Source organism: Moorena sp. (assembly GCF_982860115.1).
The window spans coordinates 9692-25608 of sequence record NZ_CEYLVT010000103.1 but is presented as its reverse complement, the minus strand read 5'-3'; the positions used below and the strand labels follow the sequence as shown (position 1 = coordinate 25608).

General features: G+C 45.6%; 11 protein-coding genes. 7 read left to right on the top strand and 4 right to left on the bottom strand.

All coding sequences use genetic code 11. The features are described 5' to 3' along the window. The first annotated feature begins 327 nt into the window (after positions 1-327). Positions 328-2208 (top strand): aspartate kinase, encoded by a 1881-nt coding sequence (locus tag AC4II3_RS18090; protein WP_488010317.1) that lies wholly within the window; start codon positions 328-330, stop codon positions 2206-2208. A gap of 544 nt (positions 2209-2752) precedes the next feature. Here AC4II3_RS18090 and AC4II3_RS18085 read toward each other — a convergent pair. The 3 genes from AC4II3_RS18085 to AC4II3_RS18075 form a co-directional block, all read right to left on the bottom strand. Beyond that, positions 2753-3766, bottom strand: coding sequence for a formylglycine-generating enzyme family protein (locus AC4II3_RS18085; protein ID WP_488010308.1), 1014 nt, complete (start codon positions 3764-3766; stop codon positions 2753-2755). A 283-nt stretch (positions 3767-4049) separates the two neighbouring features. Then, the gene (locus AC4II3_RS18080; RefSeq protein ID WP_488010309.1) at positions 4050-6503 is read right to left on the bottom strand and encodes an arylsulfatase; all 2454 of its coding nucleotides are present in this window, start codon (positions 6501-6503) and stop codon (positions 4050-4052) included. 680 nt (positions 6504-7183) lie between these two features. After that, complete coding sequence (locus AC4II3_RS18075) at positions 7184-8809, bottom strand: arylsulfatase B (RefSeq protein ID WP_488010310.1); 1626 nt, start codon at positions 8807-8809, stop codon at positions 7184-7186. A gap of 412 nt (positions 8810-9221) precedes the next feature. Between AC4II3_RS18075 and AC4II3_RS18070 the strand changes: the two genes are divergently transcribed. Then, positions 9222-10241: a helix-turn-helix domain-containing protein gene (locus tag AC4II3_RS18070; RefSeq protein WP_490722855.1), complete on the top strand. Its 1020-nt coding sequence runs from the start codon at positions 9222-9224 to the stop codon at positions 10239-10241. A gap of 200 nt (positions 10242-10441) precedes the next feature. Continuing rightward, complete coding sequence (locus tag AC4II3_RS18065) at positions 10442-11035, top strand: glutathione S-transferase family protein (RefSeq protein WP_488010318.1); 594 nt, start codon at positions 10442-10444, stop codon at positions 11033-11035. A gap of 140 nt (positions 11036-11175) precedes the next feature. Here AC4II3_RS18065 and AC4II3_RS18060 read toward each other — a convergent pair whose 3' ends face one another. Continuing rightward, entirely contained in the window at positions 11176-11784 is a 609-nt protein-coding gene (locus AC4II3_RS18060) for a Crp/Fnr family transcriptional regulator (RefSeq protein ID WP_488010312.1), read from the bottom strand. A gap of 105 nt (positions 11785-11889) precedes the next feature. Here AC4II3_RS18060 and AC4II3_RS18055 point away from each other — a divergent pair, with 105 nt between their 5' ends. The 4 genes from AC4II3_RS18055 to fldA all read left to right on the top strand — a co-directional run bounded on the left by AC4II3_RS18055 (position 11890) and on the right by fldA (position 15504). Beyond that, positions 11890-12942: a chlorophyll a/b binding light-harvesting protein gene (locus AC4II3_RS18055; RefSeq protein ID WP_488010313.1), complete on the top strand. Its 1053-nt coding sequence runs from the start codon at positions 11890-11892 to the stop codon at positions 12940-12942. Positions 12943-13037: 95 nt separating this feature from the next. Then, the gene (locus AC4II3_RS18050; RefSeq protein WP_488010314.1) at positions 13038-14540 is read left to right on the top strand and encodes a chlorophyll a/b binding light-harvesting protein; all 1503 of its coding nucleotides are present in this window, start codon (positions 13038-13040) and stop codon (positions 14538-14540) included. A gap of 310 nt (positions 14541-14850) precedes the next feature. Next, complete coding sequence (locus AC4II3_RS18045; RefSeq protein ID WP_488029397.1) at positions 14851-14985, top strand: hypothetical protein; 135 nt, start codon at positions 14851-14853, stop codon at positions 14983-14985. Between the two features lie 6 nt (positions 14986-14991). After that, positions 14992-15504: a flavodoxin FldA gene (gene fldA / locus AC4II3_RS18040; RefSeq protein WP_488010315.1), complete on the top strand. Its 513-nt coding sequence runs from the start codon at positions 14992-14994 to the stop codon at positions 15502-15504. The last annotated feature ends 413 nt before the right edge of the window (positions 15505-15917 follow it).

The window sequence follows — 15917 nt, the reverse complement described above, 5'->3', positions numbered from 1 at the left end:
AGGCAATAGGCAATAGGCAATAGGCAATAGGCAATAGGCAATAGGCAATAGGCAAAAGTTTTTCAGCTTGTATCAATGTCCTAACTTTAATGCGTAGTGCTATAACAAGGAACTTCGGATCAGGGAAAGGGTAATCGAAATTGCGTAGTCTTATAGGGCTCAATCGCTCTTTGATACTGTTCCCTTGTCCGAAGTTTACTGTTACTTGTTTATAGTCATCCTATTTTCAGATTAAATCCTGCGATTATCCATTACTAAATCTATAAAAAATCACAGAATAATTGTAAATTTAAATCAATTTATAATTAATACTTTATCTGAGGCTAGATAATGCTAATTATCCAAAAGTATGGTGGGACGTCGGTTGGTTCAGTTGAAAGAATTAAAGCAGTTGCCCAGCGGGTGAAGCAAACAGTCCAAAATAATAATAATGTGGTGGTAGTGGTTTCGGCGATGGGTAAAACCACTGATGATTTGCTCGGTTTATCGAAGGCAGTCTCGACTAATCCCAGTGCTCGGGAGATGGATATGCTTCTGTCTACTGGAGAACAAGTATCAATTGCTTTGCTGAGTATGGCATTGCAGGAATTGGGACAACCGGCTATTTCTTTAACTGGGGCACAAGTAGGAATTATTACTGATGCTGAACACGGTCGTGCCAGAATTTGGGAAATTCAGCCAAAGCGAATTCAGCACTATCTTAATCAAGGAACAGTGGTAGTTGTAGCTGGATTTCAGGGTATGAGCAGTGGTGATAACTTTGAAATTACTACTCTAGGACGTGGGGGTTCAGATATATCAGCTGTGGCGTTAGGGGCTGCTTTAAAAGCAAATTTGTGCGAAATTTATACTGATGTTCCAGGCATTTTTACAACTGATCCTCGGATTGTACCAGAGGCACAATTAATCCCAGAAATTACTTGTGATGAAATGCTAGAGTTAGCGAGTTTAGGGGCAAAGGTGCTACATCCTAGGGCGGTAGAGATTGCTCGTAATTATGGCGTACCTTTGGTTGTACGTTCAAGCTGGAACAATGCACCAGGAACTAAGATAATTTCTCCGATACCTAAACCTCGTTCTCTGAAAGGGTTGGAGATTAACAAGGCAGTATATGGGGTGGAATTGGAGACAAATCAGGTAAAAGTAGCCCGATGGCAAGGGCGGGATCGTTTAGGGGTAGCGGCAGGGTTATTTGGTGAGATTGCTCGTGACAATCTGGATGTTAATCTGATTATTCAGTCAATTCAGGAGGACAATGGTAAAGATATTGCGTTGACAGTACTGAACAGAGGTTTCGATCGCGTAGCGTGGCCTATGGTCAATCAAGCTGAGACTTTAGGAGCTCCAGGGAGTGAAACTAAACTCAAAGAGTTGATTACTTCTGCAGAGCTAGAGGTGATGGTAGAGCAGAACATGGCAACAGTGGCAATTACTGGGACTGGTATGATTGGACGTCCTGGGGTTGCAGCTAAAATGTTTTCTACTCTAGCAGAGGCGGGAGTTAATATTGAGATGATTTCTACCTCTGAGTTGAAGATCACCTGTGTGATTAATGCTGAGATATGCGATCGCGCTGTTGCTGCTTTGTGTCAGGCTTTTGAGATTGATCGTTCTGTAGTGCTCGGACCTGATTCAATTCAGGAGTTTTCTCCCGGTTCAACCCCATCCCCAGTATGCGGTGCTGTGGTTGATCTCAACCAAGCTTGTATCACAATTCGCCATATCCGAGATCAACCGGGAATGGCAGCAAAAGTCTTTGGACGACTGGCACAAGAAAATATTAGTGTTGATATGATTATTCAGTCTCAACGCTGTCATAGGTTTAATGATATCCCCAGCTGTGATATTGCGTTTACGGTGGCTCAAGCTGATGCTGAAGCAGCATTCATGGCTTTAAAAGCGTTAGCACTAAGTATTGGTTGTGGGGAGATTCTAGTGGATACAGAAATCGCTAAAGTTAGTCTAGTTGGGGGTGGTATGGTTGCACAACCAGAGGTTGTGGCTCAGTTTTTTGAGGCATTAGCACAACAGCAAATAACTATTCAGATGATTACAAGTTCGGACACTAAAATTAGTTGTGTGGTTGCTCAAGAAGAAGGAGTTAAGGCTTTAAATGCGGTGCATAAGGGGAGCATCCCGGTGCTTAAAAACTATCCCCAAACCCTCAAGGGTTTGGCTACACCAGCAAAGCCTAGCTACGCAGGGTAATAAGTCGGTTAATTAGTCGGACACAATTATAGCGCTACGCGCAAGGTCTTTAGGCAAGAGGCAAGAGGAAAAAGTTGACGTGCATTAGCGCACTTTTAGATGACTTTGTACAAGTAAAATTAACAATTGTAGTGTTAGATATTGGCCAGAAGTCAGATGGGTCTCCAACACCGTCTGGTAGAATTGTTAGCGTAGGGTGGCCGTTCGCGTAGCGTGGCCTAAAGGCCAAAAGGCCAGGAAACATATTTGCTTTGGGGGAGGCTACAGAGACCTCCCGATTTTTTGGGCTTAGGGTTGCCTTAAACCATTATTCTCTCTAGTTTACAGCTCCCTTTTCACCCCTTGATTACTCTAAACTACAGGATAAATCAACATGTCTTTAACATCTCGATTCATGTCGATTATTTCTAGCATCTGAAAGTTTAAAAAAGCGTTATTCAAAATAGTCAGTAGGAAAAGCTGAAGTCTTCTTCACGTATGTTATAAGGTCTCCATATTGTTTCTTTGAAAAGGCAAGCCCCTCTAACAGTAAGGGATTATTGCCTTATCCCAAATTTTTGATGAGGCGAAAACCAATGTGAGTGGTTCCAGTATCCGGTGACTGGGACTCCCGTGCAGCCGGACGGTATCGACTGCAATAGTTGGGCGCACAGAGGTGAGAACCACCTTTAATGACGTGTAAGGCACCCTCGACAGGTTTTTTGGGGTCAAAACTTTCGGCTTGTCTGGGACCTTTTGGATTAACGCTATGAGCCATGTTTTTGCGTGCAACCCGATACCAGTCCGCTGTCCATTCCCAAACATTACCCGTCATATCATACAAACCATAACCATTCGCTTTGAACGAACCAACGGGGGCAGTTCCCAAGTAGCCGTCCGCTTTGGTATTTAGAAAGGGAAAAAATCCTTGCCAGGTGTTGGCTTTTTTGGCGGAATATTGTTGACCCCAGGTGTAGGTAGTTGCTTTTAAACCGCCTCTGGCAGCGTATTCCCATTGGGCTTCCGTGGGAACTTGTTTTCCTGCCCACTTGGCGTAGGCTAAGGCGTCTTCGTAGGCAATATGAACAACAGGATGGTTTTCTTTCCCCCTAATATTGCTATCGGGGCCATAGGGATGTCGCCAGTTTGCGCCCACAACCCAATGCCACCAACTCAGATAAGCGACTTGTTGAATGCCTTCTGTGGGAGGTTCAAAAACAAGAGAACCGGGCGATCGCTGTTCATCAGGTAAATCAGGAAATTGTTCTTTTGATAGGGGACGTTCGGCTACGGTAACGTAACCTGTCTCTTCCACAAACTTGGTAAATTGGGCGTTGGTAATTTCGTGGGAGTCAATGCAAAATGAACTGACGGTAACATCTTCAACAGGTAATTCTTCGATAAATTCTGGTTGATCCGACCCCATTTTGAACTCTCCTCCGGGAATGAAAACCATATTTTCAGGACAAGTTGAAGAGGGAACGGCAAACGCACTCGGACTAAAAATAGTAACAGTTAGAATAAAAACACTGAGAAGAATTAGGAGTTTTTGAATATAATTTTGAAAATTATTCATCATTTGAGTTGCAGAATTATTTAATCGTGGTGGAGAATAGCTTTAGAGAAACTTCATTTATTTTAGGACTTACGCATGAACGCTATTTGTAGGGTGTGTTAGCGCTAGCGTAACGCACCAAGACTCCATATATAGTCCCTTGGCGTAAGTTCCTGTATTTGATATGAGAGGAAGGGAATCGTGGCTAAGGTAAGCCACGATCATTGAGAAGAATTAAATTACTGGCACACTATTCCAGCAGGAATATGCTACAGTTCATCGACTATCAACATTCTTCTAGGAAATTCTAGTCCAAGAAACCTCGTAATACAGGTAAAAAGTGAAGTTTCCCTGCATCAAGTTCCACTTTCACCGTTTTAATCGTACCAGTGAAGGGGAAGGGCGCGTTATCGGCATAATCCAACGAAACAGGAGAACCCAAATCCGTTCCCACATCAAAGGTCTCGCTAGCGGTAAAAGCTCCAGGCACCGTGCGCTCAACCGTGGTACTAGCAACTTCAGTTCCATCAACCTTAATCACCACATTCGCTGGAGCAAGGGGTTCCAGGCTAGTGAAGGTAGTTTTCACTTCAATGGTGTGGTTACCGGAAGGGAGCACTGCGGATTCAGCCTTGTAGCGATCCAACAACATCATGTTGTATTCGTACTTCAGCTTTCCGTCCTCCATGAAAAAGGTCAAGCCGCCACCGGAACCGCCGAGGGCATAGATAACCCCAGAATCATTGCCATTGAGATCTACATCGATCGTCACCGTATTGCTTTCGCGACCAAGTCCGGGTGCGGTAAACTCAGGCATCCGAGTTGTGCTACTATCAAAAGTCCAACTCGTATAAGGGGACGCGATCCGATCTTCGGGTTTAATGCGAGTCCAGAGACTGCCGCCAATGGGAAAGACCTTATTTGCTTCTGCTTCTTGCAAGAACAATTGCTTCATTATCTCCAGAATCTCTGGCTTTTCTTCTGCAAGGTCGTTCTGTTGTGTGAAGTCCGTTGTCAGGTCGTATAATTCCCACACATCTTCACGAGAATCCCATTTGTCTAAATCTTCGCCAGAGCCAGTTTCCCAAGGAGTCAGAGGACCAAACGCGGAGGCAAACCAGCCATCGAAATAAATGCCGCGACTTCCATAGTTCTCAAAATACTGGATCGTTTTTTGGTCGGGAGCATCCGGATCGTCGAAGGTGTATTCCATACTGACACCATCAATCGGATCTTGGATAAAGCCATAGAACTCCTCCGGTGGAGTAATGTCCAAGATATCGTAAATGGTGGGGGCGATGTCGTTGACGTGATGGAACTGGGAACGGACTTTACGGACTTTATGGGACTTTAAACGGTCCAAGGGGCCGTCGCTAATCTTAGCAGGCCAAGATATCACCAAGGGATTGCGAGTACCGCCAAAGTGAGAAGCAACCAGCTTAGTATAGCGGAACGGTGCATTGCCAGCCCAAGCCCAAGCGGCATTGTGCATATTGTCCGTTTTTGAAGTTCCCAAAGCAGACAGACCCGAGGTATCTTCTTCGGTGCCAAATTGCGTTTCGAGGGCTTCGATTTGTTCTTCTACGGTATTGGGAATCTGGTTCTGGCCCAGCAGTTCGCTGATGGTGCCATCTATGCCTCCAGCACTAGCACCGTTGTCGCCCCAAATGTAAAAGATTAGGGTGTTGTCTCGAATGCCTTCGTCATCTAGTTCGTCAATAATCTTGCCCGCTTGGATATCTGCATCCTCGACAAAGGCAGCGTAAAGCTCCATTAAACGGATTTGGAAATCCCGTTCGTCGTCGGGAATTTCAGTCCAAGCCTCCATCCCCTCGGGTCGAGGGGTATCGACGGCATCGGCTGCTAGGGGAAGCCACTTGAAACCTTTCTGGCGCTCAAAGGTGCGGGCGCGCAAGGCATCCCAGCCATCGTCAAACTTACCCTTATATTTATCGGCCAACTCGCCGAAGATGTGATGGGGACCGTGGGCGGCACCGGGAGCCCAGTACATAAAGAAGGGCTTGTCGGGGCTATAGGATCGGCGGTTGCGCAGCCATGTAACCGCTTGATTTGCCAGATCTTCACTTAAATGGTAAGGACTTCCATCAGGAAGCTCGTGGGGAGGTTCGATCGCATTGGTATTTTCAAACAAGCGTGGCTCGTATTGGGAGGTTTCTCCGGCCAGAAAGCCATAGAAATAGTCAAAGCCATGACCAGTAGGCCAGCGATCGAAGGGTCCAATTTTGGTGGTTTCATTGGCGGGGGTGTTGTGCCATTTCCCAAAGGCTGCGGTTTTGTAACCATATTCCCGCAATACTTCTGGCAGTGTTGCTGTTGTTTTGGGAATGATGCCCAGATAACCATCCCAATCTAGTGCCCGTTCGGTAATAGTGCCGGAGTGTACATTGTGCTGGTTGCGTCCAGTCAACAAGGCGGCACGAGTCGGCGAGCAGATAGAAGTGGTGTGAAAGCTATTGTAGGCAATTCCGTCATCCCAGAGCCGTTCAATGGTGGGGGCGTGAATTTCCCCCCCAAAGACTTTAGCTTCCCCGAAGCCCACATCATCGAGAAGGATAATCAGGATATTTGGAGCATCGTCGGGGAGATAGTTTGGTTCTTCCCGTCGGATCATAGTGGAGTCTCCTAGGGTTTCATTGGCCTCACTCGCGGAAGGTACGGGAGGGAAGGGGAGGGTGGTACCATCAGCAGTTTGTGCCAAGACAGGGGGAGCGATAGTCCCCCATAGGAGAGAGGTGGTCATCGCAAACACCACGACACCTCTCAAAATCCGGTGCAAAAGACCGTTGAAAAACATAAATAAAACCTCGTAAAAGGGGTTAACAAAATCTCAGGCTGCGTCCCAAAACATAATCTGGATAGCCTTGGGATGGTCTGTAGAGTTCCGAGCTAGCGATCGGGACTCTACAGTCTTTGACTATTGACACTCCCCGTCTTAAAAGAACGGGGATTCCCAGATCTACGATCGGCCTTAAACCTTTGTGTCTTAATCTTTGACACCGCCAAGAACTAAGCAGTATCTAAACCTGAATCCCGTCAAGACCAAGATTCTAGTTTAGTTCACGCGCATACCCAGCGGGCTAATCTGCTTGGGCGTTTAGTAACAAGCTTGAGAAGTGCCTTATGAAGTCCGTTTCTGCTTGCATCAATAAATCATAAAATTGAGCGAGTTCTATGTATTCATTCTGCTTTCTAGCAGTATTCAAAGAAGTTTAAGCCATATTTGACATATTCTTGTTAGTTCTAGGTTGTAAGGTTTATTGTTCGGAGCCTTTCTCAAAATCGACGCAGAAATTGTACGACGGCTCCCACTCTGTGCTGAAGCGAGGGGTGAACTTACCCCATGGATAAATCACAGGGGCTTGCGTCCACCCCTAACGCTCCCCGATTTTTCGGTCAAGTGTTACGCCGAACTAGCAATATCTAGTAGTTATCCGGCAATAGTGGTATTTGGTCTAGTGGGATGTCATCCTCACCCTCTGGCACCCAATAATCGTCATCGAAATTGGTTTGCCCCTGAGCCTCAAAATCCCAGAAATAAGGCTGGATTTTGAGCCACTCGCTGAATTTCTGCTCTTTTGCGTAGGCAACAAGCCGCGCTTCGAGATATTCCACGATATCTGGATGCAGCCAAGCAACATTGTTCCGCTCCTTCTTGTCCTCAGAGAGGTCGAATAGCTCAGTCTTACCAGGAAGAGTTGCGTACTTGATCAGCTTCCAATTGCCTTTGCGAATAGCCCCGCGATAGGCCTCGACATTGATCAAAATGTCCTCATGGGGTGAGGGAGCCCCTTCCGCAATGGTCGCCCATGCATCTTTCCCGTCAAAAGGATGATCTTCATAGCCCTCAACACCGGCAAGAGCCAGTAGGGTAGGCATGATATCTACATGATGTAGAGGTTCATACACCTTTTTTTTCTGGAATTGGGCTGCTGGCCAGTTCACTATAGCAGGTACACGGACTCCGCCCTCGTAAAGGGTCATCTTACCACCACGGAAAGGCGCGTTAGAAGCTGGCGGTTCGTCTGGATGTGCCCCGCCACCTGGTGCGGATACTTTTGTTTGCTGAATGCCACCGTTGTCGGTAGAGAAGTAGATCAGCGTGTTCTCTCGCATACCTTCCTCTTCGAGAGCCTTAAGCATATCACCGACCTCCCTGTCGAGACTGGTTATCATCGCTGCGTAGGAGCGTTTATCCTTATTCTCACGACCCTGAAAAATTGTCTCATAAAATTGTTCATCTTCCTCGAGGGCTTGCAATGGAGTGTGGGGGGCCAGGGAAGAGAAATAGAGAAAAAACGGTTTCGACTGGTCGTGTTGCTTGATTAGCTTGACAGCTTCCTCCCCAATCAACTCGGTGTAGTAGCCATCTTCGGGTGGTTTAATTTTTAGCTTTTCACCGTTGCGCTGCCAGTCGATCACACCTGCACGCTCCTTGGTAAAATAATCTACCTCACCTACGACGTTGCCATAGAAGTGGTCAAAGCCACGATTATTAGGCCAATAAGCCCGATCAGCATGGCCGAGATGCCATTTGCCGACCATTGCCGTTTCGTAACCAGCTCCTTTAAGAGCTTCAGCCAAAGTCACCTCATCTATGGGCAATCCGTAGTTGTGTCCGGGGAAGATAACATTAGTCTGCAAGCCGTAGCGCATGGGGTAACGCCCTGTCAACAGTGCTGCTCGTGCCTGAGTGCATAGGGGCAAACCGTAGTATGATTCCAACTGCACGCCTGTCTTAGCAAGCTCGTCGATATTCGGTGTCACGATCTCGCTTTTTTGATAGCCTAGATCGGCATAACCCAGGTCATCTGCCAAAATCACAATGATGTTAGGCTTACGCTTAAGCTTAAGCACCGGGGTGGCGGCCAGAGCACTCGGGAGCCAGCACAGCATTCCCGAAAGGAATAGTAGCAGGGAGGTCGCGATCGCGATTCCCTTTTTTATTGCTTGTTGCATGAAGCCAAAAACTCCTGATTTTTGATTTTCGTGTTCGATGGTAAAACCGCTATGGGCGAGGGATCTATTTTTGCGATCGCTAAAACCCATTAGTTAGTTTAGGCCAAATAAAAGTCCAATTCGGAAGACTTGTTCGGCTAAGATGCCTGGGTCCATGCCTACCCTACTGGACTGGTACAGCTAATTTGCACAGGTCGAGATCACCTCCTTGAAACCCCATCAGCGTAGGCTGAGTTGGACACGCAAGAGTGTCTCAGTCGAAGCAGGGTCGGTCAAGCCCACTCTGTTGTGCTATGGGGTCAGTCAAAGACTTCACGGTGCCCTTGACCCGTAATTCAATTGGCCACGGCTCCCACCGCAATTCCACTTTAGTGGTAAGCTATCTCGGTGAATGATCAAAAATTCCAACTTTCTCAGATATAAGATTTAAATAACTAAGTTTCAAATTGTATTAGTTTTACTTATATTTGGTGGGAGGATTTTTTTCTAGGGGGGTGCCAAAATGACTTTGTTGATTGATGCCAACAATAGTAAAACTACCCAAGCTGAGGATGATCCTGGGACAGGCAATCAGAAAATTGTCTCCAAATCCATTACAGATGTGGATAGTGTCAAAGAGTTTTTTAAGTATAAAAATAGGGAAATAATACAACTCACTCCCGGTCCTCTTCAAGCTAAGTTTTTGTCGATTCAGGTTGGTAACTTATTTTTTGTATATAATCAGGTCAACCAAGGGATTCAATTCTCGGGTGAGGGACAAAATGAATACATATGTTTTGGGATCATTTACTCTGAAAATGAAAAAGAATATTACTCCTTACGTCACCCTGTGGAGCCTCAAAGGACTATTTTTGGTTTCAATAACAGGGGAGCAGATGCAATCTTTCCTCAAGGTTTAACGTTGATACAAATTTTTATACCTGTTCAAACGTTTGATGCTTATGCAGACCAACTACAACGCCACGATCTAGACGATAATTTCCGGAGTAAAAATCATGTGAATTTGCTACCAACGGGGATGAACGAAATTAAAGATTACCTGAAACAACTTGTTTGGTTAGCATTACACAAACCTACTTGGTTACAAAACCCTCATATTGAGCAACTCGTTGCTGATGATTTCCTTCCTTTGTTGATTAGTCAGATTCCCATTAAGTTAAATTCCAAGTGTTTTATCAAACCTTCCCGAAGAGCAAAGTTGATTGCCCAAGCTGAAAAAGAAATATTAGCACACTTGGAAAAACCTCTGACCTTAAAACAGCTCGCTCAAAATTTAGGGTCTAGCAGTTCTGCCTTATCCTATGGTTTTCAGGACTTATTTGGCTTGAGTCCCATGCGCTATCTCAAGGTACGACGACTTAATGCAGTGCGACAACACCTGAAGGCAAGCGAACCAGAACGTTGTTCCATAGCCTTCCTTGCTAGTGAATTTGGGTTCTACACTCCAAGTCATTTTGCTACAGATTACAAAGCTATGTTTGGGGAGTTACCTTCAGAGACATTGCGAAACACTGCAAACTAAGCCTTGACTATCGATCGATAAATATCTCTGGAAGTTATAGCGCTACGCCCAAGGGCAAGAGGCAAGAGGCAAGAGGCAAAAGGCAAAAGTTGACGTGCATTAGCTGACGTACGCTTTTATCAATGTCAAACACCTTAATGGGTAGTGCTATACTTCCAAAAATCCGGGAAAAATCCGGGAAAAATCAGGAGAAGACAATTATGATCAAACTTTATGATTACCAGCTATCTGGCAATTGCTACAAAGTGCGGCTAATGCTGTCACTACTTGGGTTAGAACACGAGACTGTCTGGGTTGACCTGGACAATGGTGAACACAAATCTCCCGAGTTTCTGGAATTGAATTCCTTTGGACAAGTGCCAGTTCTCACCGATGGAGATTTAATCTTTCAGGATGCCCAAGGTATTTTAGTATATCTAGCACGGCGCTATGGTAGCGAAGACTGGCTGCCTTTGGAGCCTGAAGCCATGAGTCGAGTGATGCGCTGGTTATCTACAACTGCAGGAGAGATTCGTCAGGGTCCAGAGTTTGCCAGACTTTATTACAAGTTTAATGTAAAAACCGTTAACATCGAGGTAGCAACACAAAAGTCCGAAACTATCCTGACACTCCTCGACAACCACCTCAGTGATCGGGAATGGCTGGAACTAGGTCACCCCACAATTGCAGATATTGCTTGCTTTCCCTATGTTAGTCTCTCACCAGATGCCAAGATTTCGCTAGATGCTTACCCCAATGTGATGTCTTGGATGGAGCGGATTAAGCAATTATCAGGCTACATTGCGATCGCGTAGCGTGACCTAAGGTCAATCGCATAATTTCCTCTCGACCATCAGCCCGTAAATGAATCACGTCGATGGCGCTAGCGGTATCCTTTTCAGGTAGTATGCTTAGTTTAGCGCCATTGATACCATTTTCATTTATGATTCAGATATTATTCTGAACAATCGTGCAATACAATACAGTATCGACGAGGACGACTGATTATCCCTTCTTCCTCAAACTGCTTGATTATCCTGGTGATGGTTACTCGTGTGGTACCAATCATCTCAGCTAGTTCTTGATGGGTCACTGGTATATCAATAAGTTGCCCACTACAGACGGGACGACCAAATTTCCGGGCTAACCAACTCAAAAACTGTTGCAAACGCTCAGAGACTCTTGGGGTTCTAATGATACACAACAGCTCTTCTGTCTGTCGCAAATGGCAAACAATAGCCTCCGATAAGCGGTAAGACTGAGACAAAGACAGACATTGGGCTTTAACCCTAGTCAAACACTCGATCTCGTAAGTTTGCAAGTTAGACAAAGATTTCCCCACTACATCCCCAGCTCCCCAATATCCTAATGTGATTACCGTTCCTTCGTCATTCCAGGTCAAGGTTTTCACCACACCCTGTTGAACTACCCATAGTTGATCGGGTTCTAGAGCAATCAAGTCATGGCGTTTAAACAGATGAACAGATGGCTTGAACCTAGTGATGACAGGGTTCTGAGTCACTAACGATTGCTCTGATGCCTTACCAAATCTGCGAATTGTCATGATTCTTAATAAAAATAGGTTTCATTTTCCTTAAGCAGTAGTGTAGGCTATTTCAAGTAGCTATTGAATATTTTTTTCAATAAATAGCCTAGGAGGTGTAGTATAGTGGCAAACACTGCTGAGAGTTCCCGATTAGTAGAGGGAGAGTATGGTTGGTGGGCAGGAAACGCTCGCCTGACTGAGTTATCCGGGAAATTATTGGGGGCTCATGTTGCCCATGCTGGTCTAATCGTATTCTGGGCCGGAGCAATAACCCTGTTTGAACTATCCTGCTTCAATCCTGCCAAACCCATGTACGAACAAGGGTTAATCCTGCTGCCCCACTTAGCAGCTCAAGGCTGGGGCGTTGGTGCTGGGGGAGCTATAGTCGATACTTACCCCTACTTTGTGATTGGTGTTTTGCACCTGATCTCTTCAGCATTTCTCGGCTTTGGTGGTATCTTCCACGCCCTCCGTGGTCCGGAAACTTTAGAAGCCAGGTCTGGCTTCTTTGGGTATAGCTGGGCAGATGGTGACAAAATGACCACCATTATTGGCATTCACCTGATTCTACTGGGATTTGGAGCTTTCCTACTGGTGGCTAAAGCTATGGCTTTTGGGGGGTTGTACGATCCAGCAGTGGAGAATGTGCGAGTCATTAACAACCCTACTCTCAATCCAGCAGTGATTTTCGGCTATCTGTTTGGTACTGTGGGCAAGAACTGGATTGCTGGAGTCAGTAACCTAGAGGATGTAGTTGGTGGTCATATTTGGGTTGGTCTGCTCTGTATTGGCGGTGGCTTTTGGCACATCAAAACTCAGCCATCTGAGTGGACGCGCGGTCTTTTTATTTGGTCTGGAGAAGCCTATCTTTCCTACAGCTTGGGCGCTTTGGCGCTGATGGGCTTTATCGCCGCGTACTTCTGCGCTGTTAACACCGTAGTCTACCCAGAAGTTTTCTATGGACCTGCCTTATCAATTAAGCTGGGTGTTTTCCCCTACTTTGCCGATCTTAACTCTAGCTCCCTTTCTTGCCGGAGTTGGTTAGCTAATGCTCACTTCTTCCTTGGGTTTTTCTTCCTCCAAGGTCATATTTGGCATGCTTTGCGAGCAGCTGGCTTTGATTTTCGCCGGGGTCAGGTAGTTGAGAATGCGATCGCATCTGAAGCTACTACCTAAATTCAGCTTAATGCAATTAATTCTAATAAAGTGTGTATATAATAGCACTTTATTGACCAAATCAAAATGCAAATAATTCTCAAAGAGGTACATCAATGACAGCAGTAATTGCTGATAGTCCCAACCAAGGCCAAATCTCAAAAGTAGGCTGGTGGGCTGGTAATGCTCGTTTTATTGAATTATCCGGTAAGTTGCTAGGCGCTCATATTGCCCATGCTGGTTTGATAGTCCTGTGGGCAGGAGCAATGACCCTGTTTGAAATATCTCGCTACAACCCTGACGTGCCGATGTATGACCAGGGATTAATCTTGTTGCCCCACTTGGCTTCCTTAGGCTTGGGTGTTGGGTCTGGTGGTCAAATTATCGACACCTATCCCTATTTTGTGGTTGGGGTGTTGCATTTGATTTCCTCAGCAGTGCTCGGAGCTGGAGGACTTTACCATTCCCTGCTTACCCCAGATAAGTTAACCAAAGATGGCACTTTTGCTGGTTTCTTTGGCTATGACTGGGAAGACTCCGACAAGATGACCACCATTATCGGCATTCACCTCATCCTTTTGGGGGTTGGTGCTTGGCTGTTGGTAGCTAAAGCCCTGTTTTGGGGTGGACTATTTGACCCCTGGGCGAGTGGCGGTGGCAATGTACGAGTGATTACCGATCCCACCCTTAGCCCTGTCAAAATTTTTGGTTACTTAGTTGGTGCATCCGGTTCAGAAGGCATGGCAGCCGTGAAGAATTTAGAAGATGTGGTTGGCGGTCACATCTGGATTGGTTCGATCTGCATTGCTGGTGGTTTCTGGCACATCTTAACCAAGCCATTTAACTGGGCACGTGAGGTTTTGGTTTATTCCGGGGAAGCTTATCTCTCCTATAGCTTAGGGGCGCTGGCCTACATGGGAATTTTTGCCGCCTACTTTGTCATGGTCAATAACACCGTTTATCCAGAAGTGTTCTATGGTCCAGTAGGGACTTTAGAATCCAGTGATGGCATCGTATCTGCTCGCGGTTGGTTAGCAGCATTCCACTTTGTCTTTGCGGTGTTATTTCTGTTCGGTCATATCTGGCATGCTATCCGGGCGCGAGGAGCAGAAGCTGGTTTTGACTTCAAAAAAGGTGAGCTGATTATCCCTCGGAGTAATCCCCAAGTTGGTGATTTGGCAACCCCAATTAATTCCTCAGATATTAGCCTTAACTTCCTCAAAAACCTACCTATTTACCGTCCCGGTCTTTCTCCCCTGTCCAGGGGTCTAGAAATTGGCATGGCTCATGGGTATTTTATCTTTGGTCCATTTGCCAAATTAGGACCGTTGCGGGATTCACAGACGGCAAACTTAGCTGGTGTTACAGCAGCCATTGCTCTGATTGTAATCGCCACCATCGGCCTATCAATCTACGGTACAGTCACCTTTAAAAAAGAGCTAAAAACTGTACCTCGACCCACATTCGTTACCAGGGTACCCGAGGTACCAGAAACTATCCAAACTGCTGACGGCTGGAGTCAGTTTGCTGGAGCTTTTCTAGTTGGTGGCGCTGGAGGAGCGATTTTTGCCTATCTGCTGGTCAATAACCTCAGTATGATTCAGGGAATGATGGGTTGAATTAGTTGCTAAAAAGTTTCAACAAATGCTAAAGTAATTAATGGAGCATTCTATAGGCTTCTTAAAACAGGAGCTGTCTGGGGCTAGGAAGCCATGTCAACCCTAACCCCATTATCTCTTTTCCCTAGCTTAGATATAACTAACGGTTCATCCGTCCCATAGTGACAGCCAGGTTAAGTGCAACCTTGATCGAAACTATTGGAACAGACAATAAGCCCTCCTTTTGGTCTCAGTTTATTGCTAAAAATTATTGATAGATTTGAAACGACCTAGAGGGCGTTGATAAAGACGGATGCCATAACCAAGATCGATGTCTCCACCTGCCACTGGCATTTACTACTATTGCTGCCACTGTGGGCAACAAATACAAATGCTGGAGGAAACCATACTGACTGAGTCAGTACCCTGTGGGGATAAGAATCTAATCAACATCAATCAGGAGTAAATAAAAATGTCAAAAATTGGTCTTTTCGTCGGCTCTCAAACCGGTAAAACAGAGGCGGCAGCTGAGGAAATTCAAGAAGGACTTGGCGGTGATGATGTCGTCACTATACATAAAATAGAAGAGGCTGAAAATAGCGATTTTGAAAAGTACGACAATATCATCATCGGCTGTCCTACTTGGGATATTGGGGAATTACAAGCTGACTGGGATGGCTACTTTGAAGAGCTAGATAATATCAACTTTAGTGGTAAGAAAGTTGCCTACTTTGGAACTGGAGACCAGGAGGGCTATCCCGATAACTTTATGGATGCCATTGGTATTCTAGAAACGAAAATTTCCGAATTGGGGGGTAGCACCGTTGGACAGTGGCCGAATGAGGGTTACGAATTTAATGAATCAAAAGCTCTCAAAAATGGTAAGTTTATTGGTCTTGCCCTGGATGACGATAACCAGTCTGAACTGACTGAAAAACGGATAAAAACTTGGGTAACCCAACTCAAACAAGAGTTTGGAGTTTAGTTTTTACAACCATTGTAAGCTGCTTTGCATTTAAATTGGCTATTTTCCAATTAGGAAAAAACCTGAGGTGCGCTTGACCCGTAATTAAATTCGCCACGGGTCGCACCTGAAAACCGTCTCTCTTTTATAAAGCTAGCTACGTTGACCGTTGACTATTGACCACTGACAGTTGATCGTTAACGGTCAACATTAATGACTTCCCAACAGATAAAAAATTACTTCACCCCTATTGAAGATTTGTGATTATAAAATTGCTATAGGGATCCGTGTAGGAATTATGATAATTTTTGATTCCTACTCCCGTCTTGATGCAGTCGCTCATGGGGGGAACCCCCAAGACCGCGCTGCATCGCTACTCCCTACTCCCGTCTTGATGCAGTCGCTCATGGGGGGAACCCCCAAGACCGCGCTGC